This window comes from Bartonella sp. JB63, from assembly GCF_002022665.1.
In the GTDB taxonomy this organism is placed as follows: Bacteria; Pseudomonadota; Alphaproteobacteria; order Rhizobiales; family Rhizobiaceae; genus Bartonella.
This window is the reverse complement of record NZ_CP019788.1, coordinates 23,963-47,392: the sequence shown is the minus strand read 5'-3', so window position 1 is coordinate 47,392 and position 23,430 is coordinate 23,963. Positions and strand designations below refer to the sequence as shown.

General features: G+C 36.2%; 21 protein-coding genes and 1 pseudogene. 21 read left to right on the top strand and 1 reads right to left on the bottom strand.

What is annotated here, in order from left to right:
- Positions 1-107: 107 nt before the first annotated feature.
- The 18 genes and pseudogenes from BJB63x_RS06770 (at position 108) to truB (ending at position 17,653) form a co-directional block, all read left to right on the top strand.
- Positions 108-344, top strand: a complete 237-nt coding sequence (locus BJB63x_RS06770; RefSeq protein ID WP_442855958.1) for a putative sulfate exporter family transporter — start codon at positions 108-110, stop codon at positions 342-344.
- Between the two features lie 116 nt (positions 345-460).
- A complete protein-coding gene (locus BJB63x_RS06765) occupies positions 461-628 on the top strand; it encodes a hypothetical protein (RefSeq protein WP_442855941.1) in 168 nt (55 codons plus the stop codon).
- Between the two features lie 331 nt (positions 629-959).
- On the top strand, positions 960-1,643 hold the full coding sequence (gene tsaB, locus BJB63x_RS00200; RefSeq protein ID WP_078718494.1) for a tRNA (adenosine(37)-N6)-threonylcarbamoyltransferase complex dimerization subunit type 1 TsaB: 684 nt from the start codon (positions 960-962) through the stop codon (positions 1,641-1,643).
- Positions 1,643-2,134: a ribosomal protein S18-alanine N-acetyltransferase gene (gene rimI, locus BJB63x_RS00195; protein WP_078718493.1), complete on the top strand. Its 492-nt coding sequence runs from the start codon at positions 1,643-1,645 to the stop codon at positions 2,132-2,134. The genes tsaB and rimI overlap by 1 nt, the downstream gene beginning before the upstream one ends.
- 31 nt (positions 2,135-2,165) lie before the next feature.
- Complete coding sequence (gene miaB / locus BJB63x_RS00190) at positions 2,166-3,548, top strand: tRNA (N6-isopentenyl adenosine(37)-C2)-methylthiotransferase MiaB (protein WP_078718492.1); 1,383 nt, start codon at positions 2,166-2,168, stop codon at positions 3,546-3,548.
- Between the two features lie 105 nt (positions 3,549-3,653).
- Positions 3,654-4,665, top strand: a pseudogene (locus BJB63x_RS00185) (PhoH family protein).
- 106 nt (positions 4,666-4,771) lie between these two features.
- Entirely contained in the window at positions 4,772-5,248 is a 477-nt protein-coding gene (ybeY, locus tag BJB63x_RS00180) for an rRNA maturation RNase YbeY (RefSeq protein ID WP_078718491.1), read from the top strand.
- 103 nt (positions 5,249-5,351) lie between these two features.
- On the top strand, positions 5,352-6,374 hold the full coding sequence (locus BJB63x_RS00175; RefSeq protein WP_078718490.1) for a hemolysin family protein: 1,023 nt from the start codon (positions 5,352-5,354) through the stop codon (positions 6,372-6,374).
- A 3-nt stretch (positions 6,375-6,377) separates the two neighbouring features.
- Positions 6,378-7,970 carry an apolipoprotein N-acyltransferase gene (lnt, locus tag BJB63x_RS00170; RefSeq protein ID WP_442855957.1) on the top strand — a complete coding sequence of 531 codons (1,593 nt, stop codon included), beginning with the start codon at positions 6,378-6,380 and terminating at the stop codon, positions 7,968-7,970.
- Between the two features lie 144 nt (positions 7,971-8,114).
- Positions 8,115-8,528 carry a helix-turn-helix domain-containing protein gene (locus tag BJB63x_RS00165; protein WP_078718489.1) on the top strand — a complete coding sequence of 138 codons (414 nt, stop codon included), beginning with the start codon at positions 8,115-8,117 and terminating at the stop codon, positions 8,526-8,528.
- Between the two features lie 111 nt (positions 8,529-8,639).
- Positions 8,640-9,908, top strand: a complete 1,269-nt coding sequence (metK, locus tag BJB63x_RS00160; RefSeq protein WP_078718488.1) for a methionine adenosyltransferase — start codon at positions 8,640-8,642, stop codon at positions 9,906-9,908.
- Positions 9,905-10,606, top strand: coding sequence for a tRNA (guanine(46)-N(7))-methyltransferase TrmB (trmB, locus tag BJB63x_RS00155; protein ID WP_078718487.1), 702 nt, complete (start codon positions 9,905-9,907; stop codon positions 10,604-10,606). The genes metK and trmB overlap by 4 nt, the downstream gene beginning before the upstream one ends.
- A gap of 150 nt (positions 10,607-10,756) precedes the next feature.
- Entirely contained in the window at positions 10,757-11,317 is a 561-nt protein-coding gene (gene rimP, locus BJB63x_RS00150; protein ID WP_078718486.1) for a ribosome maturation factor RimP, read from the top strand.
- 48 nt (positions 11,318-11,365) lie between these two features.
- Positions 11,366-12,976 (top strand): transcription termination factor NusA, encoded by a 1,611-nt coding sequence (nusA, locus tag BJB63x_RS00145; protein ID WP_078718485.1) that lies wholly within the window; start codon positions 11,366-11,368, stop codon positions 12,974-12,976.
- Positions 12,977-13,612 carry an RNA-binding protein gene (locus tag BJB63x_RS00140; RefSeq protein WP_078718484.1) on the top strand — a complete coding sequence of 212 codons (636 nt, stop codon included), beginning with the start codon at positions 12,977-12,979 and terminating at the stop codon, positions 13,610-13,612.
- Positions 13,609-16,161, top strand: a complete 2,553-nt coding sequence (gene infB / locus BJB63x_RS00135) for a translation initiation factor IF-2 (protein ID WP_078718483.1) — start codon at positions 13,609-13,611, stop codon at positions 16,159-16,161. Before BJB63x_RS00140 ends, infB begins: the two co-directional genes overlap by 4 nt.
- A 122-nt stretch (positions 16,162-16,283) precedes the next feature.
- On the top strand, positions 16,284-16,691 hold the full coding sequence (gene rbfA, locus BJB63x_RS00130) for a 30S ribosome-binding factor RbfA (protein ID WP_078719490.1): 408 nt from the start codon (positions 16,284-16,286) through the stop codon (positions 16,689-16,691).
- 5 nt (positions 16,692-16,696) lie between these two features.
- The gene (gene truB, locus BJB63x_RS00125) at positions 16,697-17,653 is read left to right on the top strand and encodes a tRNA pseudouridine(55) synthase TruB (RefSeq protein ID WP_078718482.1); all 957 of its coding nucleotides are present in this window, start codon (positions 16,697-16,699) and stop codon (positions 17,651-17,653) included.
- A gap of 90 nt (positions 17,654-17,743) precedes the next feature.
- Here the strand turns inward: truB and BJB63x_RS00120 are convergent, their stop codons facing one another.
- Entirely contained in the window at positions 17,744-19,366 is a 1,623-nt protein-coding gene (locus BJB63x_RS00120; RefSeq protein ID WP_078718481.1) for an MFS transporter, read from the bottom strand.
- 299 nt (positions 19,367-19,665) lie between these two features.
- Between BJB63x_RS00120 and rpsO the strand changes: the two genes are divergently transcribed.
- From rpsO to BJB63x_RS00105, 3 genes are all read left to right on the top strand, one after another.
- Complete coding sequence (rpsO, locus tag BJB63x_RS00115; protein ID WP_078718480.1) at positions 19,666-19,935, top strand: 30S ribosomal protein S15; 270 nt, start codon at positions 19,666-19,668, stop codon at positions 19,933-19,935.
- Positions 19,936-20,158: 223 nt separating this feature from the next.
- Positions 20,159-22,360 (top strand): polyribonucleotide nucleotidyltransferase, encoded by a 2,202-nt coding sequence (gene pnp, locus BJB63x_RS00110; protein ID WP_078718479.1) that lies wholly within the window; start codon positions 20,159-20,161, stop codon positions 22,358-22,360.
- A 70-nt stretch (positions 22,361-22,430) separates the two neighbouring features.
- Complete coding sequence (locus BJB63x_RS00105; protein WP_078718478.1) at positions 22,431-23,429, top strand: class I SAM-dependent methyltransferase; 999 nt, start codon at positions 22,431-22,433, stop codon at positions 23,427-23,429.
- Position 23,430 lies beyond the last annotated feature (1 nt).

Sequence of the window (23,430 nt, the reverse complement as noted above, 5' to 3'; positions counted from 1 at the left end):
GGACTTTACCTTGCTGGTATTATAATTATTTTATTTCTTACTATTCTCATCAGTTTTATCATTGGACGACTTTATGGACTTTCTAAAAATTTAGCAATGCTTGTCGCCTGGGTAATGCTATCTGCGGAAATTCAGCTATTGTAGCCACTGCACCTGTTATTAATGCGAAAAGTGAAGAAGTAGCCACATCAATTGCATTCACTGTTCTCTTAGAAGCTATTATTTCATTCTGTCTTCTTTACAACTGTTCTTCAATTTATCATTCAACCAATATGGTATTAGCAGGCATGACTGTTTATGCTATTCCACAGGTTTTAGCAGCAGCAACATCTATACCTTTGTGAATGTTCAAATAGCAACTCTTGTAAATTAGTGCACATCTTAATGTTGGATCCGGTTATTTTTACTCTAGCAATCATTTATCCTCGGCCAGGACTCGTATATGTTTACATAATATTTCATGGTTTATCATTGGTTTTATTATCATGATGCTTATACGCTCAGCAGAACTTATATTCCTACAACTGCTCTCATTCCCATCAATTTTATTACCCAACTTTTCATTATTATTTCAATGGCAGGACTGGGATTAAATGTTGATATTCGTTCATTTAAAAAAGCAGGATAGCGCATTATATGTGCTTCAATCAGCTCTATATCTGTCCTGAGTATCTTCAGTATTCTGATGATAAAGTTCTTTAATTTTGACTATATCAAATTTTAAAAAGTACATTAAATATTTCACTTTCTTGAATATGAGTTGCAGAAAAATCCAAGATATTAAATCTGTTTAAAACGTATCTTTTTTCTTTGATAAGATATACGCGCTATAATCAAACACATCTTAAAAAGAATCATATACCTTACTGATCTCACCATTTTTTAATATTTTATAGATAAAATTTCTAAAAACAAAAACTAACCTTTTATTTATCAATATATTCAGCTAAAAAGCGTTTATGCTTATTCTCGCTATAGATACTGCTTCAATTTATTGTGCTGTTGCACTTGTTCAGCATAAATCTGTTGTTGCACGCATCAGTAAATGCATTGGCAAAGGTCATGCTGAGAAACTCATTGGTCAAATCGATCAGCTAATTAATCAAGCAAATATCAAGCTTGATCAGATTAATCGTATTGCCGTCAATATTGGGCCAGGATCATTTACAGGTATACGTATAGGTGTTGCTACTGCAAGAGCTTTGGCCTTAGCGTTAGAAATCCCAGCCATTGGAGTAAGCTCACTTGAAGCATTAGCAGCACAGGTGGTCAATGAAAATACCACATCAATCATCACTGTTATCATTGAAGCTGGTAGAGGAATGTTCTATCATCAAAATTTCAACAACAATCTTATAGCTTTAAGCATGCCAAGTTTAAAAACAGCTGAAAATATTGTTGCAGATCTACCCCAACACACCATACTCACCGGCCCAGCTTCTGAAATTATTGCTCTATACATTAAAAACAATATAATAAACAAAAGAATTATACCGGATCACATTCCATGTGATGCAGCAGACGTGTTAACTTATGCATACCTGGCTGCAAATAAACAGGCTCAAGCACCACCGCGTCCCCTCTACTTACGGGATACTGATGCAAAACAACAAACTGATTTTGCTTTACCGCGAAAACAATAATGGCTAAATCTTCGTTGACAAAAAAATTTTTTGTAATTGCGCCACTACATTGCGAGGACAGTATTTTTCTTCATCAAATTCATAAAAATTGTTTTGCCCTAGCGTGGACAAAACAAACATTTGAGACTTTTTTAAAAGACCATTCTATTTTTGGCTATAAAGCTCATCTCATTGGACAACCTCATCAAATTTTAGGATTTTGTCTGTGTCGTCTTATTCTTGATGAAGCAGAAATTATAACAATCGCTGTTCATTCTAATAACCGTCAACAAAAAATTGGTCATCTTCTTATTGATTATATATTCCGCCATCTTCGCCGTGAACGCGCAACAAAGCTCTTTCTAGAAGTAGAAGAAACCAATCTTCCTGCCTTAGCCCTTTATAAACAGTTTAAATTTCAAAAGATCGCTAAACGCCAAGCTTACTACCAAGCGCAAAACGGACTCATAGATGCAATCATCATGCAAAAAACTTTCAAGCAAATAGATTGAGATTTAAAAAAAAAACGTTTAAAAGCTCAATATGGATCATCGTATAAACTATAAAAACATACTTCCTAGTCACTCCAAAAAAGTTTTCATCAAAACTTATGGATGTCAGATGAATGTTTATGATAGCCAACGAATGAATGATGCTCTAAGCGCTCAAGGTTATATCGCCACACAAACACCAAATGATGCCGACCTTATTTTGATCAACACTTGCCATATTCGGGAAAAAGCAGCAGAAAAGCTTTACTCTGATCTTGGTCGTTTGCAAATAATACGTCAAGAACGTACACATGATAAACCTTTGATGATCGGTGTTACAGGTTGTGTTGCACAAGCCGAAGGAAATGAAATCTTGCGGCGTGCACCAACTGTAGATTTTATCATTGGTCCACAAATGTATCACCGCCTACCGGAACTATTAAAACAAGTCAAACAAGGGAAAAAAGTTGTCGAAACAGATTATTCTGTTGAAGATAAATTTACCCATTTACCACCTCATAATAAACAAGCTGTGCAACAACGAGGCATTAGTGCATTTTTAACAGTACAAGAAGGTTGCGATAAATTTTGTACTTTTTGTGTTGTTCCCTACACACGTGGTGTAGAAATATCGCGATCGGTTGAGCAAATCACTGATGAAGCCCGTCAGCTTATTGAAGCAGGTGTAAAAGAAATTACACTTCTTGGACAAAATGTAAACGCATGGCATGGACAAAATATCGATGGAAAAACTTGGCGCCTTGGTGATCTTCTCCATCACCTAGCCAAAATTGATGGTTTAAAGCGATTGCGTTATACAACGAGTCATCCACGTGATATGGATGATAGTCTTATTGCTGCACATCGAGATCTTGATATACTTATGCCTTATTTGCATCTTCCTGTTCAATCGGGTTCAGATCGCATCTTAAAAGCAATGAACCGACAACATAAAAGTATTCATTATCTTCAGCTTATCGATAAAATTCGTTCTGCAAGACCTGATATTGCTTTATCAGGCGATTTCATTGTAGGATTTCCAGGTGAAACTGACGAAGATTTTGAAAAAACTATCAAACTTATTAAACAAGTAGGCTATAGTTCTGCTTATTCTTTTAAATATTCACCTCGGCCTGGTACAGTAGGTGCAACAATGAAAAACCATGTTGATGAAACAGTTAAAAATGCTCGCCTCCAGTATTTACAAACCGTTCTTCTTGACCAACAACATACATTTTTACACTCTAAAATTGGTCAAACAACTGATGTTCTCATTGAAAAAATTGGCCGTCACTCTGGGCAAATGGTAGGACGCTCCCCTTGGCTTTTACCTGTTGTCGTAAATACACAAGCTTCTGTTGGAACTATTATGAAAATCCGTATTAAAAACGCAAGCTCTAATAGTTTCGTTGGTGAAAAAGCTGACATAAATTAAAAAAAACTTATATTTCTATTTTAAAATATAATCTTAAAAGCCATTTCACTTTTAAAGATAAGTGCTTATATTAAAGCTATAACATAAACAAATAAGGAGTATGGGTTGAAAGCATCAACCAAAAAATCGAAGCACATTCCAAAGATAAAAAGTGTTCCTTCTCAAAATACAAGGTATTTCTAAAACAGTTGATACATTCAACAGCAAGCATGTTATTTTAATTTTTGAAAACAACACTGCAAAAACAGTTTTTAGCAAATTTGATGCAAACCTTCTTATATTGAAAATAAACTCAAACTTGATATCCGTCCGCATAGTAATAAAGTTTCAATTCATGGAACAGCTATTGTTATACAACAAGCGCAATATATTAGATCAACTTTATCAAAAAGCAAAAATACATCAAGAGCTTACTCATCAGATACAGAAATTGCAATCGCTATGGCAAATTTGCCTAATGAGCAGCAAGAAAAACTTCAAATAATTAACTCTTCTGCAAAACATAGACTAGCACAATTTAATACCCATAAAAAAACAATCTATGCCCGTATCTTAACACAAGATACTTATATGTATGAGCGCTATGGAAAATGCTGAACTTGTTTTTGGCATAGGTCCAGTAGGCACTGGAAAAAAATATCTTGCCATTGCTCATGCTGTAATGCTTCTAAAATGTGGTATCATTAAACGGATTATTCTTTCACGTCCTGCCATTAAAGCTGGAGAACATCTTCGCTTCCTGCCCGGTAATATTAGAGAAAAAGTTGATCCCTATTTATGCCTCCTTTACGATGCTCTGTATAATATGATTCCTGTTGAAAAAGTAGAACGCATCTTAGCCTCTGGAGTTATAGAAATAGCTCCTATAGCTTTCATTCGTGGTCGAACACTTGCTCATTCAGTAACCACTCTTGATGAGGCATAAAATACCACTTCCATGCAGATGAAAATGTTCCTAACACGCCTAGGAGAAAGATCACGAATGATTGTAACCGGTGATTTAAGCCAAATCGATTTGCCTGCAGGACAAAAATCAGGCTTAGTGGAAGCAGTTCGTATTCTTTCAGATATAGAAAATATTATAATTATTCATTTCAATGAAAAAGATGTTGTGTGACACTCTCTTGTTTCTACTATCATTCGGGCTTATGATTATGATTCTGCTGAATAAAAAATATCATTCCCATCCATGCTTTTCATAAAGAAAATGAGAGCAATTTCCTATGATTTCTATTGATATGACAATTGAGAGTGCTAAATGGGGTGATGAGAAAATTCTTTATAACATCACTGAAAAAGCCCTAACTACCACATTGCAGCATTTATCATTAAATGAAGTAAAAAGTGAACTCAGCCTGCTTTTTACAGATGATAAGCATATGGCACAAATTAACGCACAATGGCGTCATCAAAATAAACCTACCAATGTTTTATCTTTTCCTTCTTTTCCTCTTAAAGCTGGACAAAATCCTGGCCTCATTCTTGGTGATATAATCATTGCGCAAGAAACTGTCATGCGAGAAGCAGAAGAAGAAGAAAAATCATTTCAGGATCATTTAACGCATATAATCATTCATGGTATTCTTCATCTTCTTGGTTATAATCACGAAACAAATGATGAAGCTAATCAAATGGAAAAACTAGAAAGAGAAATACTTCAAAAGCTATCTATAAAAGATCCCTATACTAAATTGTTGTAAAATGATAAAAACTAATTTTAAAATCAGTGTTACAAATAATTTAAGATTTAAAATAATTAGTGAAGCTATTATAATTGAGAAAGTTTAGAAGATTTTTAAAGCTATGGCGGATAAAACTAATACACAAAATGATACTCAAATATCTTCTAATTCTGAAGAATATCCCATACAACGAACAAACCACACAGAGAAAAATTCATTGCTAGGTTATCTATTTTCATTTTTACGTAGACGCAATCATACATCATTACGAGATGGTCTAACTGATGTACTCGCAGCCGATAATGAGAAAGGAATAGCACTTTTTTCTCCTGAAGAACGTACTATGCTTCACAATATTTTATGTCTACGCGAAGCGCGTGTTGACAATATTATGATCCCACGTTCTGAAATAGAAGCATTGGAAATCAATACTCCTCTTGGTGAAGCTCTTAAATTTTTTGCAAAAATTGGACATTCACGCATACCTGTATATGCTGAAACATTAGATGATCCACGAGGTATGATCCACATCCACGATATTCTTAATTATATAACTCCCTTTATTACCGGCTTCACTCAAAATGAACAAAAATATGCCTCTCTACAGTTAAATCATACAGACTTACACCACCCTATCGGTGAACTAGATCTTATCAGAAAAGTTCTATTTGTGCCTCGTTCCATGCTCGCAAGCAAATTATTAACACGTATGCAAGCCACACGAACACAAATGGCTTTAGTTATCGATGAATATGGTGGAACAGATGGTTTAGTTTCTATGGAAGATATTGTCGAATTGGTCGTTGGTGATATTGAAGATGAACATGATAATATCGATAACGCTATAGTGCGCGAACCCGATAATAAATGGTTGGTTGATGCAAAAACTGAATTAAAAGATGTGGAAAAAGCTCTTGGTCCTGATTTTGTCGTAGGAGAATATGGCGATGAAGTGGACACCATTGGTGGTTTAATCGTTTCCATTCTTGATCGCATTCCTTCAAAAGGTGAAATCATTGAAACTGTACCGGGTTATCGTTTCCGTATTTTAGAAGCTGATAAACGTCGAATTAAACGACTACGCATTTTTCGTATCCCAGAAAATGAAAATCTTAAGGAAAAACAGCCTTATAAGGATAGCTAAGTGTTGTTAAAGAGGCTGAATCTTTTCCTGTTTTCTATCACTGGTTGGAAACGGCAAATATGTGTCTTTTTATGTGGTGCATTAACATCTTTTGCACTCCCACCTTTTTATTTAACACCCATTTGCTTTTTAACATTTCCCATCTTTGTTATTTTTCTCGATGAAATTAATACTATTCAAAACAACAAAAAACGCCTTTTGATAAATGCGTTAATCTTTGGAAATTTTGGCTTTGGTTATTTTATTTTTAGCCTTTGGTGGCTAAGCAATGCCTTATTAATAGATCCGATTTCTTTTGCTTGGGCACTACCATTTTCTATTTTTTGTCTTCCTGCTTATCTTGCTCTTTATTGGTTTTTTGCTGGCATCATTGTTTTCTTATTATGGACAAAAAACATATCACGTTTTTTTGTCTTAGCCTTTGCACTCGGATTAGCTGAGTGGCTGCGCGCTATTTTATTAACAGGTTTTCCATGGAATGCTCTTGGTTATACAGCTATGCCAAGCCCGATATTCATGCAATCAGATATGATTGTAGGACTCTATGGAATGAATATTCTTGCTGTTTTATGCTATAGTTTGCCAACTGTTTTATTAACAAATGAAAAAAAATTCTCAGCACTTTCATTCTGTTTTCTTCTTATAGTAGCCCATAGTGGATTTGGATTTTATCGTTTGAACACAGCACCTAATATAACAGAATACCAAAACAGTAATCATTGGGTTCGCATTGTTCAACCCTCTATTCAACAAACTACCAAATTAAGCAATACAAAAAAAGAAGATATATTTGCAACTCATCTAAACTTAAGTATCAAAAAAGTCATTAGTCAGAATCCAGATCCTGATTTTATAATATGGCCAGAAGCATCACTTCCTTATATTCTTAGTAATGCGCCTTCTATTCTTACAAAGCGTATTGGTTCTTTTCTCAAGCCTCAGCAATGGGCTATTATCGGTGCCGTACGAAGTAGCAACCCTTCTCCTGACACTCAAACACAATATTTTAATACAATTGCATTCATTGATGCCAAAGGTGACATTCTTCACACATCTGATAAACTTCATCTCGTTCCCTTTGGTGAATATCTTCCATATCAAAATTTATTGAAAAAAATTGGATTGCATGCTCTCGCCGATAACATTGGTGGCTATAATGCTGCCAATGTGCGAAAAACTGTTATGACGCCAAATGGATTTTCTTATCTTCCACTTATTTGTTATGAAGCTATATTTCCTAATGGAACAACTTTTAAAGGTCCTCACCCTCAAGCAATTATTAATATAACAAATGATGCATGGTTTGGTAGAACACCTGGTCCATATCAACATTTTCAACAAGCACAACTCCGTGCTGTCGAATTGGGAATGCCTCTTATCCGAGCAGCAAACAATGGAATATCAGCCATTATTGATTCTTATGGAAGAATCATTTCCTCTCTTGGACATAATATCATTGGCGTTCTTGATGCACCGATTCCACAACCAATTACCCCTATTTGGAACAATAAATGTAGAACATTCTCTACTTTCATCTTATTCATTCTTATGCTATTGTGTCGTATTAGTTTTGGTTCTACAAAACAGCTGGAATGATTGACTGCTTATGTACAACATCATGTTATTTGTACCAGTAATGTCGAGAAAAGTATTACATATCATTTTCATTTATAATAAACTAACCTCACATGCACCTAATGTTTGTTTAGAAACAAAGCACTGAAAATAAAGAGTTGCATTATGACCGAAACTAGAAAAAAACCCGATCCAATAGATATTTATGTTGGAACCCGTATTCGTTTACGTCGTAATATATTAGGCCTCACCCAAGAAAAACTTGGTGAAAAATTAGGTATCACTTTTCAGCAAGTCCAGAAATATGAAAAAGGAACAAACCGTGTTGGAGCAAGCCGTCTTCAGGCAATTGCAGAAATTATGGATGTTCCGGTCTCCTATTTTTTTGATAAGGGAATTAATATACAATCTGTAGAAGGTTTTGAAGAAAGTGATAATAATTTTATGGATTTTTGTTCCAGTAGTGAAGGTATTCAATTAATGCGTGCTTTTACCAATATATCTGATGCTAAGGTGCGTCGAAAAATTATCGATTTAGCAAAAGCTCTTTCCGAAGAAGATCACACCAATAAGCTATAAAATTATATTCTTTTTTATATTATCATTGACGATTTTCCATAGGATTGGCAAATAGGGTAAATTTGAATATACGACATATGAAATATCGGTTTCTTTTTTGAGAGAGTTCCCATGCCGCATCAAGATTATCTTTTTACAAGTGAATCGGTATCAGAAGGACATCCCGATAAAATTTGTGATCGCATTTCCGATGAAATCGTTGATATGGTATACAGGGAAGCTCATAAAGCAGGAATTAATCCATGGTTAATACGAGTCGCTTGTGAAACTTTAGTGAGTGTCAATCGTGTTATCATAGCTGGTGAAGTACGTATTCCCGAAACACTCTTTAAAAAAGATAAAAATGGTCAATTTATACGTGATAAAGTTGGCTCCCCTATTATTGATCCTGCCCCTTTTCGCAAAGTTGTACGTCATGCTATTCGCGTCATTGGTTATGAACAAGAAGATTTCCATTGGAAAACTGTTAAAATTGATGTTCTTTTATGTCCACAATCGGCTGATATCGCACAAGGAGTTGATAATGCCATTGATCGTCAAGGTGAAGAAGGAGCAGGTGATCAAGGCATTATGTTTGGATATGCTTGCCGTGAAACACCAGATCTCATGCCCGCACCAATTTATTATGCCCATAAGATTTTAGAGCACCTTGCTATAGCCCGCCATAAAAAAGAAGGAGAAACCAGTAAACTAGGACCAGACGCCAAAAACCAAATAACAATACGATACAAAAATGGAAAACCTGTCGAAGTAACATCTATTGTTCTTTCGGTACAGCATCTTGATGAGACTTGGGATTCGAATAAAGTTCGTACAGTTGTTGAACCTTATATTTTTCAAGCTTTACATGATATCCCGATTTCTAATAAGTGCAGTTGGTACATTAATCCAACAGGAAAATTTGTTATCGGTGGTCCTAAAAGCGATGCAGGATTAACAGGACGAAAAATCATTGTGGATACTTATGGTGGTGCTGCACCTCATGGTGGGGGTGCTTTTTCAGGTAAAGATACAACAAAAGTTGATCGTTCTGCAGCTTATGCTGCACGTTACCTAGCGAAAAATATTGTTGCAGCCGATTTAGCAGACCAATGCACCATTCAACTCTCCTATGCAATTGGCGTTGCAGAACCTTTATCCATTTATCTTAACCTCCACGGAACAGGAAAAGTAGATGAAGGTGTTATTGAGGCTGCAATTCCAAAAATAATGGATCTATCACCAACAGGCATCCGCAAACATCTTGATCTTAACAGACCTATTTATGCAAAAACAGCTGCTTATGGACATTTTGGGCGCAAACCAGAAAGTGATGGTTCATTTTCTTGGGAAAAAACTGACCTAGTTGGAAAACTTAAAAAAATGATTAAGATACCATGACTACACATAAAACGCGCATGAGTGAAGCATTTTTTGGTCGCCGACAGGGAAAACGGCTACGAAGTAATCAAATTACACTTATAAATACGCTTTTTCCTGCTCTTAATATTAATTTAAGTAAGCCTGCACCTTTAAAATTAACGTCCTTATTCACTAATCCAGTAGAAGAAGTCCGACTTGAAATTGGTTTCGGTGGAGGAGAACATTTGCTTCATGAAATAAAATGTTTTCCACACACTGGTTTTATCGGAGTAGAGCCTTTTATTAATGGCATAGCAAAAATATTGTTATATATTGAAAAGCACAAAGAATACCAAAATCAGCTTCGTCTTTATAACGATGACGCGGCGCGTTTTCTTGATTGGTTACCAGCAGCATCACTTGATGGAATAGATTTATTTTATCCTGATCCATGGCCTAAAAAAAAGCATTGGAAACGACGCTTCATTAACGAAAAAAATCTAAATCGTTTTGCTCGAGTTCTTAAAAAAGGTAAAAAACTCCGCTTCGCCAGTGATATAGATACCTATGTAAACTGGACACTCTATCATTGTGCACAACACGATAGTTTCGAATGGCTCGCAGAAAACCCTACAGATTGGAAAATTCCTTATCCACTTTGGCCAAGCACTCGATATGAAACAAAAGCTCTATGTGAAGGTAGAACACCTACCTATCTTACCTTTATTAAAAAATAAGAGATAAAAATACTTTACTACAAATAACTTGTAAAATTTTCTGTTTAAGATTATAAGAGGATGAATTTTTGGCCTTATGATGAGGAGTGGTTCATTTGGAGCCACTCTTTTTTAATGTTGTAAGTTCGATAACAATTTGGATAAGCTATAATGAAGGAAATTGAAAAGGACGATATTGATGAACCACGCTTGTTTGAAGAAAATGGTGTTGCAGCGCGTGTTGCCGTTCTTATTGCACCATTACTAAAACCTTTAGGCTTTCGTTTAGTTCGTATAAAAATTTTAAGTTTAAATGGTTTAACACTCCAAATTATGGCAGAACGAACTAATGGAATCATGACAATAGAAGATTGTGAAATAGTTAGTCGAACTATTGCTCCTCTTCTTGACATAGAAAATGTTATTGAACGTAAATATCATTTAGAAATTTCATCCCCTGGTATTGATCGCCCACTCGTAAGAAAATCTGATTTCTTTCATTGGCAAGGACATCTCGTAAAAATTGAAACCAGTACCGCCATTGATGGACGCAAGAAATTCCGTGGTAAACTTGTAAATGTTGCACAAAATGGATTGACTTTAAATCTTGATAAGACAGCTGATGGAAAAGAAATGCATGTGTTTATTTCTTTTTCTAATATTACCAATGCGCATTTGGTTCTTACCAATGAGCTTATTCGTGACACGTTGAAAAAAAACTATAACAATTAATATTAAAAGAACCACTGCCCTCATGTGGCACAAAAAAGGAGAGAATCGATGGCTATAAGCGCTAACAGGCTTGAACTTCTGCAAATTGCAGATGCTGTTGCACGTGAAAAGTCGATTGACCGTGAAATTGTCATTTCTGCAATGGCCGATGCTATCCAGAAAGCGGCGCGTTCTCGTTATGGCCAAGAAACGAATATTCGTGCTGAAATTAATTCTAAAACAGGTGAAATTAAATTAAAACGTCTTCTTAAAGTTGTTGATATCGTTGAAGATTATACAACTGAAATCGCTTTATCCGATGCCTTAAAGCGCAAAGAAGATGCAAAAGTTGGTGATTTTCTTTCTGATCTTTTACCTCCCATGGACTTTGGACGCATTGCAACACAATCTGCTAAACAAGTTATTGTGCAAAAAGTACGTGATGCAGAACGAAATCATCAATTCGAAGAATTTAAAAATAAAATTGGTGAAATTATTTCTGGCACAGTCAAACGTGTGGAATATGGCAATGTTATTGTCGATGTAGGACGTGGAGAAGCTATCGTGCGACGAGATGAATTAATTCCTCGGGAATCTTTCCGTTATGGAGATCGTATTCGTGCATTTGTTCATGATGTACATCGTGAACCAAGAGGACCTCAAGTTTTCCTTTCACGCACACACCCTCAATTCATGGCAAAACTTTTTACTATGGAAGTCCCAGAAATTTATGATGGTATTATAGAAATTAAATCTGTTGCTCGTGACCCAGGTTCTCGCGCAAAGATTGCTGTTGTTTCACGCGATGGGTCAATTGATCCCGTTGGTGCATGTGTTGGAATGAGAGGAAGCCGTGTTCAGGCTGTTGTTGCAGAATTACAAGGCGAAAAAATTGATATTATTCCTTGGTCACCTGATGCTGCGACATTTATCGTCAATGCGTTACAACCTGCTGAAGTTTCAAAAGTCGTTCTCGATGAAGATGCGGAGCGTATTGAAGTGGTTGTGCCTGATGATCAGCTTAGCCTTGCAATTGGTCGACGTGGACAAAATGTGCGTTTGGCTTCGCAACTAACGGGATGGAATATTGATATTTTAACAGAACAGGAAGAATCTGAAAACCGTCAAAAAGAGTTCACTGAACGTAGCAAACTTTTTATGGAAACTTTAGATGTTGATGAAATGGTTGGGCAAGTCATGGCATCAGAAGGTTTCACTTCAATTGAAGAAATCGCTTATGTTGATCTTGAAGAAATAACTTCTATTGATGGTTTTGATCATGACACTGCTTCAGAGATCCAAAATCGTGCACGTGAATATTTAGAACGTAAAGAAAAAGAACTCAATGAAAAACGTAAAAAGCTAGGTGTTTCAGATGAATTGCAAAAACTTCCTGGTATGACAAATGCTATGTTAATTGCTTTAGGTAAAGATGGTGTCAAAACAATGGAAGATTTTGCGGGCTATGCAGTTGATGATCTAGTTGGATGGCGAGAATGTAAGGAAGGTCAAACAAAAAATTTTCCTGGCATCTTAACACAATTTGATATTACGCGTGCTGATGCAGAAGCCATGGTCTTAGAAGCACGTGTGCAAGCAGGTTGGATAAATCAAGCTGATCTTGCACAGCATCCTATAGAAAATGAAACAATAGATAATTTGGATGTGGATACACTTTAAATGAATGAACGGACTTGCATTGTGACGAAAAAAAGTGCCTCAGCGACAACGCTGATCCGCTTTGTCATTGGTCCAAATAATCAAATTATCCCTGACCTTAAAGCTAACTTACCAGGACGTGGTATTTGGGTTTCTGCTCATCACGCTACTATTGAAGAAGCAGTCAAACGTAAAGCTTTTAGCAAAAATCTTAAAACAAATGTTGAGGTTTCTAAAGACCTCGCTCATATTGTGGATAAATTATTATTAAAAAATGCCCTTGGAAGCCTTTCTATGGCCCGAAAAGCAGGAGCTATTGCTATAGGGTCAACTAAAGTTGTTTCTGCTATTCGTTCTAGTCAAGTTATTCTTGTTCTTCATGCAAAAGAAGCAAAAGAAGATGGAAAACGCAAAATTTCGCAAGCTATCCATGCAATACAACAAAAAATAAACCAGAATATAAAAGCCATATCTTTATTTACAAGTGATGAAATGAGTATGGCTTTTGGTGCTAATCCTGTGATACATGCTGCCTTATTGAATACGAAAGCTGCAGAGGGATTTATCAAAACGATATACAAACTGATCACCTATCGTGAGGATAAATGTAATCAGCTTGGTACAATGACAGTGAAGGTCGTGAAGGAAATACAATGAGTGAAAACAATAATGATAAAATAACAGCTAAAAAAACACTGACCTTAAAACGATCAGGATTAGAAACCAGTACAGTCAAACAAAATTTCAGCCATGGTCGTACAAAAGCTGTGGTTGTCGAGACAAAACGGCGCAAAATTACACGCCCCGATGAAAAAGCTGAAGCACTACAACCGATGATTACTAAACCACATGTGGCTCAACGCTCTAAACCAAAATTCGAAGAAGCACCACCCAGTAAACCTGTAGCCCAAAGTAATCTTTCATCGGCCGAAATAGAAGCGAGACGCCGCGCTTTAGAAGAGGCATATATTCAAGAAAAAATAACACGCAAAAAAGCTGAAAAAGAAAAACATGACAAAGAACGTAAAGAAAGCTTGTATTTACAAACTTATCAAAAAACGCAAATATTACAAGAAAATAAAGACACCTCAGAGCAAATTCCAACTCATACTTCTATCCCCCCAACAGAACCTATCGCAGTAATAGACGTAAAAACATTAAAAGCATTAGAAATGACTATCCCGCTTAAAAATATACCCTCAGCGGAAAAGCGTATTACCGATGATAATGAAAATGAAGACAGACATAACCGACGCGCTAATTCTTCTAAACCAGAAATACGTTCGCCTAAAGTTGTAAAAGGAGCTGATGAACGTCGCCGAGGAAAACTTACTCTCAATAGTGCATTAGATGAAGAAGGAAGTGCACGTGGCCGCTCAATAGCAGCAATGCGCCGCCGGCAGGAAAAATTCAAACGTGCACAAAACCAAGAACCAAGAGAAAAAATTTCCCGTGAAGTTATTCTTCCTGAAACCATTACCATTCAAGAACTCGCTCAGCGCATGACTGAACGTTCTGTTGATGTTATTAAATTTTTGATGAAACAAGGACAAATGATGAAGCCAGGTGATATCATTGATGCAGATGTCGCTGAACTGATTGCCGTCGAATTTGGTCATACAGTTAAACGTGTTTCAGAATCTGATGTAGAAGGTGGCATCTTCAATATTAATGATGATCTGTTAAAAATGCGCCCACGTCCACCTGTTGTGACCATTATGGGCCATGTTGACCATGGAAAGACTTCTCTTCTTGATGCTATTCGTAAAGCCAATGTTGTTTCTGGTGAAGCAGGTGGAATTACACAGCATATCGGTGCTTATCAGGTTGAGAAAAACGGTCAAAAGATTACCTTTATCGATACACCTGGACATGCTGCTTTTACAGCTATGCGTGCTCGTGGTGCTCAAGTGACTGATATCGCTGTTTTAGTAGTCTCTGCTGATGATAGTGTAATGCCACAAACTATTGAATCAATTAATCATGCAAAAGCTGCTAATATCCCCATTATTGTTGCCATTAACAAAATTGATAAACCAACTGCCAACACACAAAAAGTACGTACAGAACTTTTACAACATGAAGTTTTTGTTGAAACCATGGGTGGTGAAACTTTAGAAGTTGAAGTTTCTGCCAAAACAGGACAGAATCTTGATAAACTTTTGGAAGCTATTCTTCTTCAAACTGAGCTTCTTGATCTTAAGGCCGATTCAGAGCGAACAGCAGAAGGCGTTATTATTGAAGCTAAACTTGATCGAGGACGCGGATCTGTTGCAACTGTTCTTGTCCAAAAAGGTACATTACATCTTTCTGATATTATTGTTGCCGGTAATGAATGGGGGCGTGTCCGCGCTTTAATCGATGATCACAACCGCCATATTAAAGAAGCAGGACCTTCTACACCAATTGAAATTTTAGGTATGCAAGGTACACCACAAGCTGGTGACCGATTTGCTGTAGTGACAAATGAAGCAAAAGCACGAGAAATTGCTGAATATCGTCAGCGCCTAGCACGTGATAAAGCCGTAGCCCGACAAACTGGTTCTCGTGGTTCTCTTGAACAAATGATGACAAAATTACAGACGACCGGCGTAAAAGAATTTCCACTTATCATCAAAGGAGATGTTCAAGGATCTATTGAAGCGATCGCTTCAGCATTAGAAGCACTAGGGAATGAAGAAGTGCGTGCACGCATTGTGCACTCGGGCGCAGGAGGTATTACTGAAAGTGATATTTCTCTCGCTGAAGCTTCTCATTCTGCTATTCTCGGCTTTAATGTTCGAGCAAATAAACAAGCACGAGATGCAGCTAAAATTCAAGGAATTGAAATCCGTTATTATAACATCATTTATGATCTTGTTGATGATATAAAGGCAGCTATGTCAGGACTACTTTCACCAGAACAGCGTGAAACCTTCCTTGGCAATGCTGAAATTCTAGAAGTCTTTAACATTACAAAAACTGGAAAAGTCGCTGGCTGCCGGGTTACAGAAGGAAAAATAGAAAGAGGTGCTGGTGTTCGTCTGATTCGAGATAATATTGTTATTCATGAAGGAAAGTTGAAAACGCTCAAACGCTTTAAAGATGAAGTCAATGAAGTACACGTTGGTCAAGAGTGTGGAATGGCATTTGAAAACTATGATGATGTCCGCGCTGGTGATATTATTGAAACCTTCCGGATCGAACATATTAGCCGTAAATTATAAATGTTATCTAGAATCTTTCTTTTCCATAAAAGGAAGAGAAATCTTTAGACTTAATTATACAATGCTTCCATCTTTTTTTAATCTTTTAAAAGAAAGAAGCGTAATAAAAGGTAATAATTTTGATAAAAAATATAGGCCCATCACAACGGCAATTAAGAGTAGGAGAACAAGTCCGTCATGCAGTAGCTCATATATTGCAACGGGATGTTTTACTTGATGATGCCTTAAGAAATATTGTTATTTCTGTCTCCGAAGTACGTATGTCGTCAGACCTGAAAATTGCCACTTGCTTTGTTTCTCTTCTCAACACCGTAGATAAAACTTCGCACGATGCTATCATTAGCATTTTAAATAAACATAGCCGTTTTATCCGTGGAGCAATTAGTCATCAGTTACGGCAAATGAAATACATGCCTACACTCCGTTTCCGATTTGATAACAGTTTTGATAATTTTGCAAAAATTGATGCCTTACTCCGATCACCTGAGGTTGCACGTGATCTTCAACATAATGATAAACTTAAAGATTAAAAAACGTGACACGACAACGCAAAAAAAAAGGTCGTTCTATTTCTGGCTGGATCATCCTTGATAAACCCAAAGGAATGAGTTCAACAGCAGCTGTCTCAAAAATCAAATGGCTTTTTAATGCACAAAAAGCTGGGCATGCTGGAACACTTGATCCACTTGCTTCTGGTATATTGCCTATTGCACTGGGAGAAGCAACAAAAACTGTTCCTTACGTCATGGAAGGCACTAAAACTTATCATTTTCGTGTAGCTTGGGGAGAAGAGCGCTCCACAGATGATCTAGAAGGTAAAATTACTAAAACATCTCCGATACGTCCAACACAAAAAAGTATTCTCATGCTTTTACCAAAATATACAGGTGTTATTTGGCAAAAACCTCCACGATTTTCAGCAATTAAAATTGCTGGTAACCGTGCATATGATTTAGCACACAGAGGTGAAAATATTGAAATTCCACCCCGTCAAGTGGAAATTAAAACGCTCAAACTCATCGAAACCAATGCCCAAGGACATTCGATTTTTGAAATGACATGCAGAAAAGGAACCTATGTACGCTCCTTAGCACGCGATATGGGATACGATCTCGGTTGTTATGGATATATTGCTGACCTACGCCGTATAAAAGTCGCACCTTTTGGAGAAAGTGATCTCATTACATGGGATGAATTAAAAGCAGCAATACCTCACAAAGAAACAAAAAATGATTGCACTCTACCCAACAGAGATTTCTCTAAAATCGACCAATTACTGATTAAAACGGATGCCGCATTACATTGCCTACCACATTATACCCTCGATAAAACTCAAGCACTGCGTATAAAAATGGGTAATTCAGTATTTTTATTTGAGAAAAGCACACTTATTGACGAAGAAAACGCTTATGTAACCTACAAAGACCAACTTCTTGCTATAGGTGCAATTGACAAAAATCAATTCAAACCAAAACGGATTTTCACAATTTAACGAACTGTTATATATAACGCTAAGTTCTTTGCGGAAAGTTGTTTTCTATAATGATCAAATACAGCTTTTCCACATTCTATACCATTCAAATTATTGATTATTAGACAATTTTAAGCGCATCTCATTAATTTTTGGTACTGTTTGCCACTTAATCATGTAATGCACCTTTATACCATTGGATATGCGATTTAATTTATCAAGATGTTTGTTAACCTCTATATCTGCTTTTGTGCGACGGCGATTATGGCGCAAATAATCCACCCATGTTGACATATGATAAGATTCTGTCCAATATTCGGGTCTCTCAAGATCACGCAAAAGAACCCACTGTCGAGCACCATCACGTAGTCGAATATGGCGCCGACGTGTCATAATTTCGAGAAATTCTGCAAGATCATTTTCATTAATTTGATAATCAATCATAATCATAATTGGACCACTTTGTGCTTCTAAGTCTAATGAAAGCTCTGGCTCTCTAACTTGATCAAGTGGCTCAAGATTAATTTGAGGAATTTCTTTAACTTTGAATTTGATACCTGCAAGAGCTCCACAAATTAAGAATATAGCGCAAACATTTAAAGCAAATGTCAAAGAATAACTATCAGCTAATGCGCCCCAGATTGCACTTCCAACTGTCATACCAAGATAAGATGCAGTTTGATAAAGCGCTAAAGCGCGAGCAACAACCCAGCGTGGTGTAGAAAGCTGTACAGATGTATTAAATAGTGATAATGCCAAAACCCAACATAAACCAGCAGGAAATAAAACAAAGTGACTTATAAATAATGAACGACTCATTGCCAAAAAAAAGCAAGAAAAAGAAATTCCAACAAATGCACTTGTAACAATTACTTCTGGCTTTAAATGATTTCGTACAAACGAATTAATAATGCCACCTGTAATGGCTCCTAGGCCAAAACAACTAAGTAATGTACCGTAAAGCAGTGCATTCCCCCTAAAAAAATCATTTACAACAATTGGCAATAGCGCAAAAACAGACATAGCACCAACACAAAAAAGGAAGGCTCTTATCATAATATTTAGAAGATTGGGAGACATCGCTACATAACGTAAACCATCTGCTACAGATCCTAAAAACCTCTCTCGAGGTAATGTATTGTTTTGATAATCTGGTTTCCATAAAAACAAAACGCTAATTAAAGGAATATAACTTAACGCATTGACAAAAAAAGCTGAAATACCACCTAAAGTAGAAATAATAATTCCTCCAATAGAAGGACCTATACTGCGCATCAAATTGAAACCAACACTATTCAAACTAACGGCAGTAGAAATACTTTCTCGATTCACAATATCCCCTATTGTTGCTTGCCAAGAAGGATTATACAAAGCGCTTCCACATCCAATCAAAAATGTAAAGCATAATAGAAGCCAGGGGGTAATCAGTCCTATATAAGATAAAATAACCAAATTAATTGAGATAATCATCATCATAATTTGTGCAAAAAGCATAATATGACGCCGATTAAAATTGTCAGCTAATGCACCTGCCATCAGAGAAAAAACAACAAGTGGCAATGTAGTAGCACTTTGCACAAGTCCTACCATAGAATGCGAAGAACTAATCAATGTCATCATCCAGCTTGCTCCTACTGTCTGTACAAGACTCCCTAAATTAAATACAAGAGTAGCAGTCCACAAATTTCTGAATGTTGAATTATGAAAAATCTCTAATGTTGAAATCCTCTGCATCTTTTGTCTCCAAATCAGCAGTTTGTTTTTCCCTTTTAACGCATCATGTAAAGTATAATCTTTTCTATCAATTAGAATAATAATTCTTTAGGAAACTTTCATAAAAAATCTTAAAATAAATGTTCTCAGATAAACTCGTTTGCTAAAGAAAATATTCAAGGACTAGTATTTTAACTTTATTTCCTATATTAAGTATCGAAACAAATAAGATTTTTTCTTCTATTGTTATCTCACAGCCTTTGCTGGACGACATCTCGGCTACAGGTGTTTTTTTGTTCATTTTTTGAAAGGATGGTACGATGTCGATTACTGCTGAGCGTAAACAGGCTCTTATTACAGAATATGCAACTAAAATTGGTGATACAGGTTCACCAGAAGTGCAAATTGCTATTCTTTCTGAGCGCATTTCTAACTTAACCAATCATTTTAAATCTCACAAAAAGGATAACCATTCCCGTCGTGGTCTTTTAAAGATGGTATCCCAACGCCGCCGACTTCTTGATTACTTAAAATGCATTGATCAAAATCGCTATCAGAAGCTTATCGAAAGACTAGATCTACGCCGCTAAAGAAAAGTGGGTGGTTATTTTTCTATGAAAAATTACTCTTTTGTTTTAATATACTGCTTGTAATCAAAGACTAATGAAGATCATGAGCAAGATTAAGATACTTGGCATTTGATCTGTCATTTATCTCTTTTTTTGCAAAAAATAGAAGTATCTGTTGTATTGTCCATAACCTTGAAACATAATGCAAAACCAAAATGTAAATATTGGTCATTAAGGATAAAAAATGTTTAAAACCCATAAAGTAGAAATTGAATGGGCCGGTCGGCCACTTATCCTCGAAACAGGAAAAATTGCGCGTCAAGCAGATGGTGCCATTATTGCTACATATGGTGAAACTGTTGTTTTGGCAACTGTTGTTTCAGCAAAAACTCCAAAACCAGATCAAAATTTTTTTCCACTCACCGTTAATTATCAAGAAAAAAACTATGCAGTTGGTAAAATACCTGGTGGTTATTTTAAACGAGAAAACCGTTCAAGTGAAAGTGAAACTTTGATTTCACGGTTGATTGATCGTCCAATTCGTCCTCTTTTTGTCGACGGTTATAAAAATGACACACAAGTGATTGCCTCTGTTATTCAGCATGATCTAGAAAATAATCCCGATATCCTTGCTATAATTGCATCTTCTGCTGCATTAACTCTATCAGGTATTCCTTTTATGGGTCCAATTGCCGCTGCTCGTATTGGATATTGTAATGGACAATATATTCTCAATCCTAACATTGATGAAATGCCTGAATCAAAACTTGATCTTATTGTTGCCGGAACAGAAAATGCTGTACTGATGGTTGAATCAGAGGCGCATGAATTACCTGAAGATGTAATGTTGAATGCTGTCATGTTTGGTCAAAAAAGTTTTCAACCTGTAATTAATGCCATCATCAAACTTGCCGAAGTAGCGGCTAAAAAACCTTGTGACTTTACTCCAGAAGATCTGTCTGTGCTTGAAAAAAACATGCTTAAAATGGTCGAACAGGATCTGAGAGAAGCTTATACAATTACCGATAAACAAAAACGCTATACTGCGATTGATGTTCTTAAAGAAGAAGTCATCAATAAATTCACGCAGGAAACAGAAGAAAATTGCGAATTTAATACAGATCAGATTGCAACTGTTTTCAAACATTTGCAAGCAAAAATCGTTCGCCAAAACATTCTTGATACAGGAAAACGTATTGATGGACGTAATCCCTCAGATGTTCGTGCAATTCAATCAGAAGTTGGTATTTTGCCCCGCACACATGGATCAGCGTTATTTACTCGTGGTGAAACACAAGCACTTGTAGTAACAACATTAGGAACCGGAGAAGATGAACAATATATAGACTCCTTAACGGGCATGTATAAAGAAACATTCCTCCTTCATTACAATTTTCCACCTTTTTCAGTAGGTGAAATAGGCCGTATTGGCTCACCTGGCCGCCGCGAAATTGGTCATGGTAAACTGGCATGGCGTGCTATTCATCCCATGTTGCCGACAAAAGAATCCTTTCCCTACACTATTCGTACTGTATCAGAAATTACCGAATCGAATGGATCTTCTTCAATGGCAACCGTTTGCGGAACTTCACTAGCACTCATGGATGCTGGTGTTCCTTTAGCACGCCCTGTTGCTGGTATTGCAATGGGTTTGATTAAAGAAGGTGAACGATTTGCTATTCTATCTGATATTTTAGGGGATGAAGATCATCTTGGTGATATGGATTTCAAAGTAGCAGGTACAGAAAGCGGTATTACTTCCTTACAAATGGATATCAAAATTGATGGCATTACTGAAGAGATTATGAAAATCGCACTTGCACAAGCTAAAGATGGTCGAATCCATATTCTCAATGAAATGGCAAAAGCCTTAACCAGTGCACGGAGTGAACTGAGCGAATTTTCTCCACGTATTGAAATAATGAACATTACTGTAGATAAAATTCGTGATGTTATCGGCTCTGGTGGTAAAGTAATCCGCGAAATTGTGGAAAAAACTGGAGCTAAAATTAATATTGAAGATGATGGAACAATTAAAATTGCTTCTTCTGATTTAAAAACCATTGAAGCAGCAAAACATTGGATCCTTTCAATTGTTAATGAACCTGAAATCGGTGCTATTTACCAAGGAACGGTTGTTAAAATTGCAGAATTCGGTGCATTCGTTAACTTTTTTGGTTCACGCGATGGACTTGTTCATATCTCTCAACTCGCATCAGAACGTGTAGCAAAAACAACCGATATTGTTAAAGAAGGTGATAAAGTTTGGGTTAAATTAATGGGCTTCGATGAACGTGGTAAAATTCGGTTATCGATGAAAGTTGTTGACCAACAAACTGGAAAAGAACTTATCAATGGTGGTTCAATAAAAACAGAAAAAGATAATAATACTGATGAAAAGAATCCATCTAAAAAGAAACACCGTAGTAAGAAAAAAAAGGATTAATCTTATTTAATTATTATGAAATAAAATGCCATTCTAATATTGGAGAGGTCTTTCTTTGAAAGAATAAAATGTGTCTCTGTTTTTGCCTTTTGAAATCTATGATCTTCCTAAACCTTATTCGAACCAACATTTTCTAGGTTGTGGTTTAACTGAAATCCCTGATCAAAAGTGGATAAAAAACCTTGAAATTATAACCCCTTGGCGACCGGATTTTTTAAAATTTACCAATGCTAAATTTCGCTGTAGTCCCCAAATAAATCAAGCTATGATCTATGATGGAGCACTGCTACAACTTAGTAAATATCGTGATCTCAATCATAATCGTTTTCTTGATCTACTAGAACGAGTCAAACCTGGTGGATGGATCATTATTAGTGGGGAAAAAACTGTTGGTTCTGCCTCAATAATGAAATGGATTAAAACTATTGTCCCTATCAGTAAAAAATTATCCAAAAATCATAGCCATATCTTCTGGCTTCAAGTACCACAAAAAATAGACAAACAAAATATCACTCATTTTCGTTCATCACCAATCAGTTTTGAAAATAAATTTCAAACTAATTCTGGTATGTTTTCTCACGGCCGTATTGACCCAGGATCTGCTGCACTTGTACCTTATATACACAAAGTCATTTCTGGAAAAACAGCTGACTTTGGAGCTGGTTGGGGATTTCTTTCTTACACTGCACTTGAAGTAAGCAAAAATCTAACCACACTCGACCTTTATGAAGCCGACTATAATGCTTTAGAAGCAGCAAAAAAACATATAAAACAAATACCAAACCCTCTTCCAATCGGCTTTTACTGGCATGATCTTATCTGTGAGCCTATCACAAATCTTTATGATACAATCATTTCAAATCCACCATTTCATACACAAAAAACGACAGATATCTCATTAGGACAGCACTTCATTACAAATGCTGCAAAATATCTTAAACCTAAAGGTCGCTTTCTTCTTGTTGCGAATCGCCATCTTCCCTATGAAACATTATTAAAGAAACTCTTTCGCACAGTTTTTATACATGAAGAAGTTCATGGTTTCAAAATCATCGAAGCACATCGATAGA

Bases quoted from the DNA above. Each gene is read 5' to 3' on its own strand.
- BJB63x_RS06765 (WP_442855941.1), top strand. From the start codon at position 461: ATGGTTTATCATTGGTTTTATTATCATGATGCTTATACGCTCAGCAGA.
- tsaB (WP_078718494.1), top strand. From the start codon at position 960: ATGCTTATTCTCGCTATAGATACTGCTTCAATTTATTGTGCTGTTGCA.
- rimI (WP_078718493.1), top strand. From the start codon at position 1,643: ATGGCTAAATCTTCGTTGACAAAAAAATTTTTTGTAATTGCGCCACTA.
- miaB (WP_078718492.1), top strand. From the start codon at position 2,166: ATGGATCATCGTATAAACTATAAAAACATACTTCCTAGTCACTCCAAA.
- ybeY (WP_078718491.1), top strand. From the start codon at position 4,772: ATGATTTCTATTGATATGACAATTGAGAGTGCTAAATGGGGTGATGAG.
- BJB63x_RS00175 (WP_078718490.1), top strand. From the start codon at position 5,352: ATGGCGGATAAAACTAATACACAAAATGATACTCAAATATCTTCTAAT.
- BJB63x_RS00165 (WP_078718489.1), top strand. From the start codon at position 8,115: ATGACCGAAACTAGAAAAAAACCCGATCCAATAGATATTTATGTTGGA.
- metK (WP_078718488.1), top strand. From the start codon at position 8,640: ATGCCGCATCAAGATTATCTTTTTACAAGTGAATCGGTATCAGAAGGA.
- trmB (WP_078718487.1), top strand. From the start codon at position 9,905: ATGACTACACATAAAACGCGCATGAGTGAAGCATTTTTTGGTCGCCGA.
- rimP (WP_078718486.1), top strand. From the start codon at position 10,757: ATGAAGGAAATTGAAAAGGACGATATTGATGAACCACGCTTGTTTGAA.
- nusA (WP_078718485.1), top strand. From the start codon at position 11,366: ATGGCTATAAGCGCTAACAGGCTTGAACTTCTGCAAATTGCAGATGCT.
- BJB63x_RS00140 (WP_078718484.1), top strand. From the start codon at position 12,977: ATGAATGAACGGACTTGCATTGTGACGAAAAAAAGTGCCTCAGCGACA.
- infB (WP_078718483.1), top strand. From the start codon at position 13,609: ATGAGTGAAAACAATAATGATAAAATAACAGCTAAAAAAACACTGACC.
- BJB63x_RS00120 (WP_078718481.1), bottom strand. From the start codon at position 19,366: ATGCAGAGGATTTCAACATTAGAGATTTTTCATAATTCAACATTCAGA.
- rpsO (WP_078718480.1), top strand. From the start codon at position 19,666: ATGTCGATTACTGCTGAGCGTAAACAGGCTCTTATTACAGAATATGCA.
- pnp (WP_078718479.1), top strand. From the start codon at position 20,159: ATGTTTAAAACCCATAAAGTAGAAATTGAATGGGCCGGTCGGCCACTT.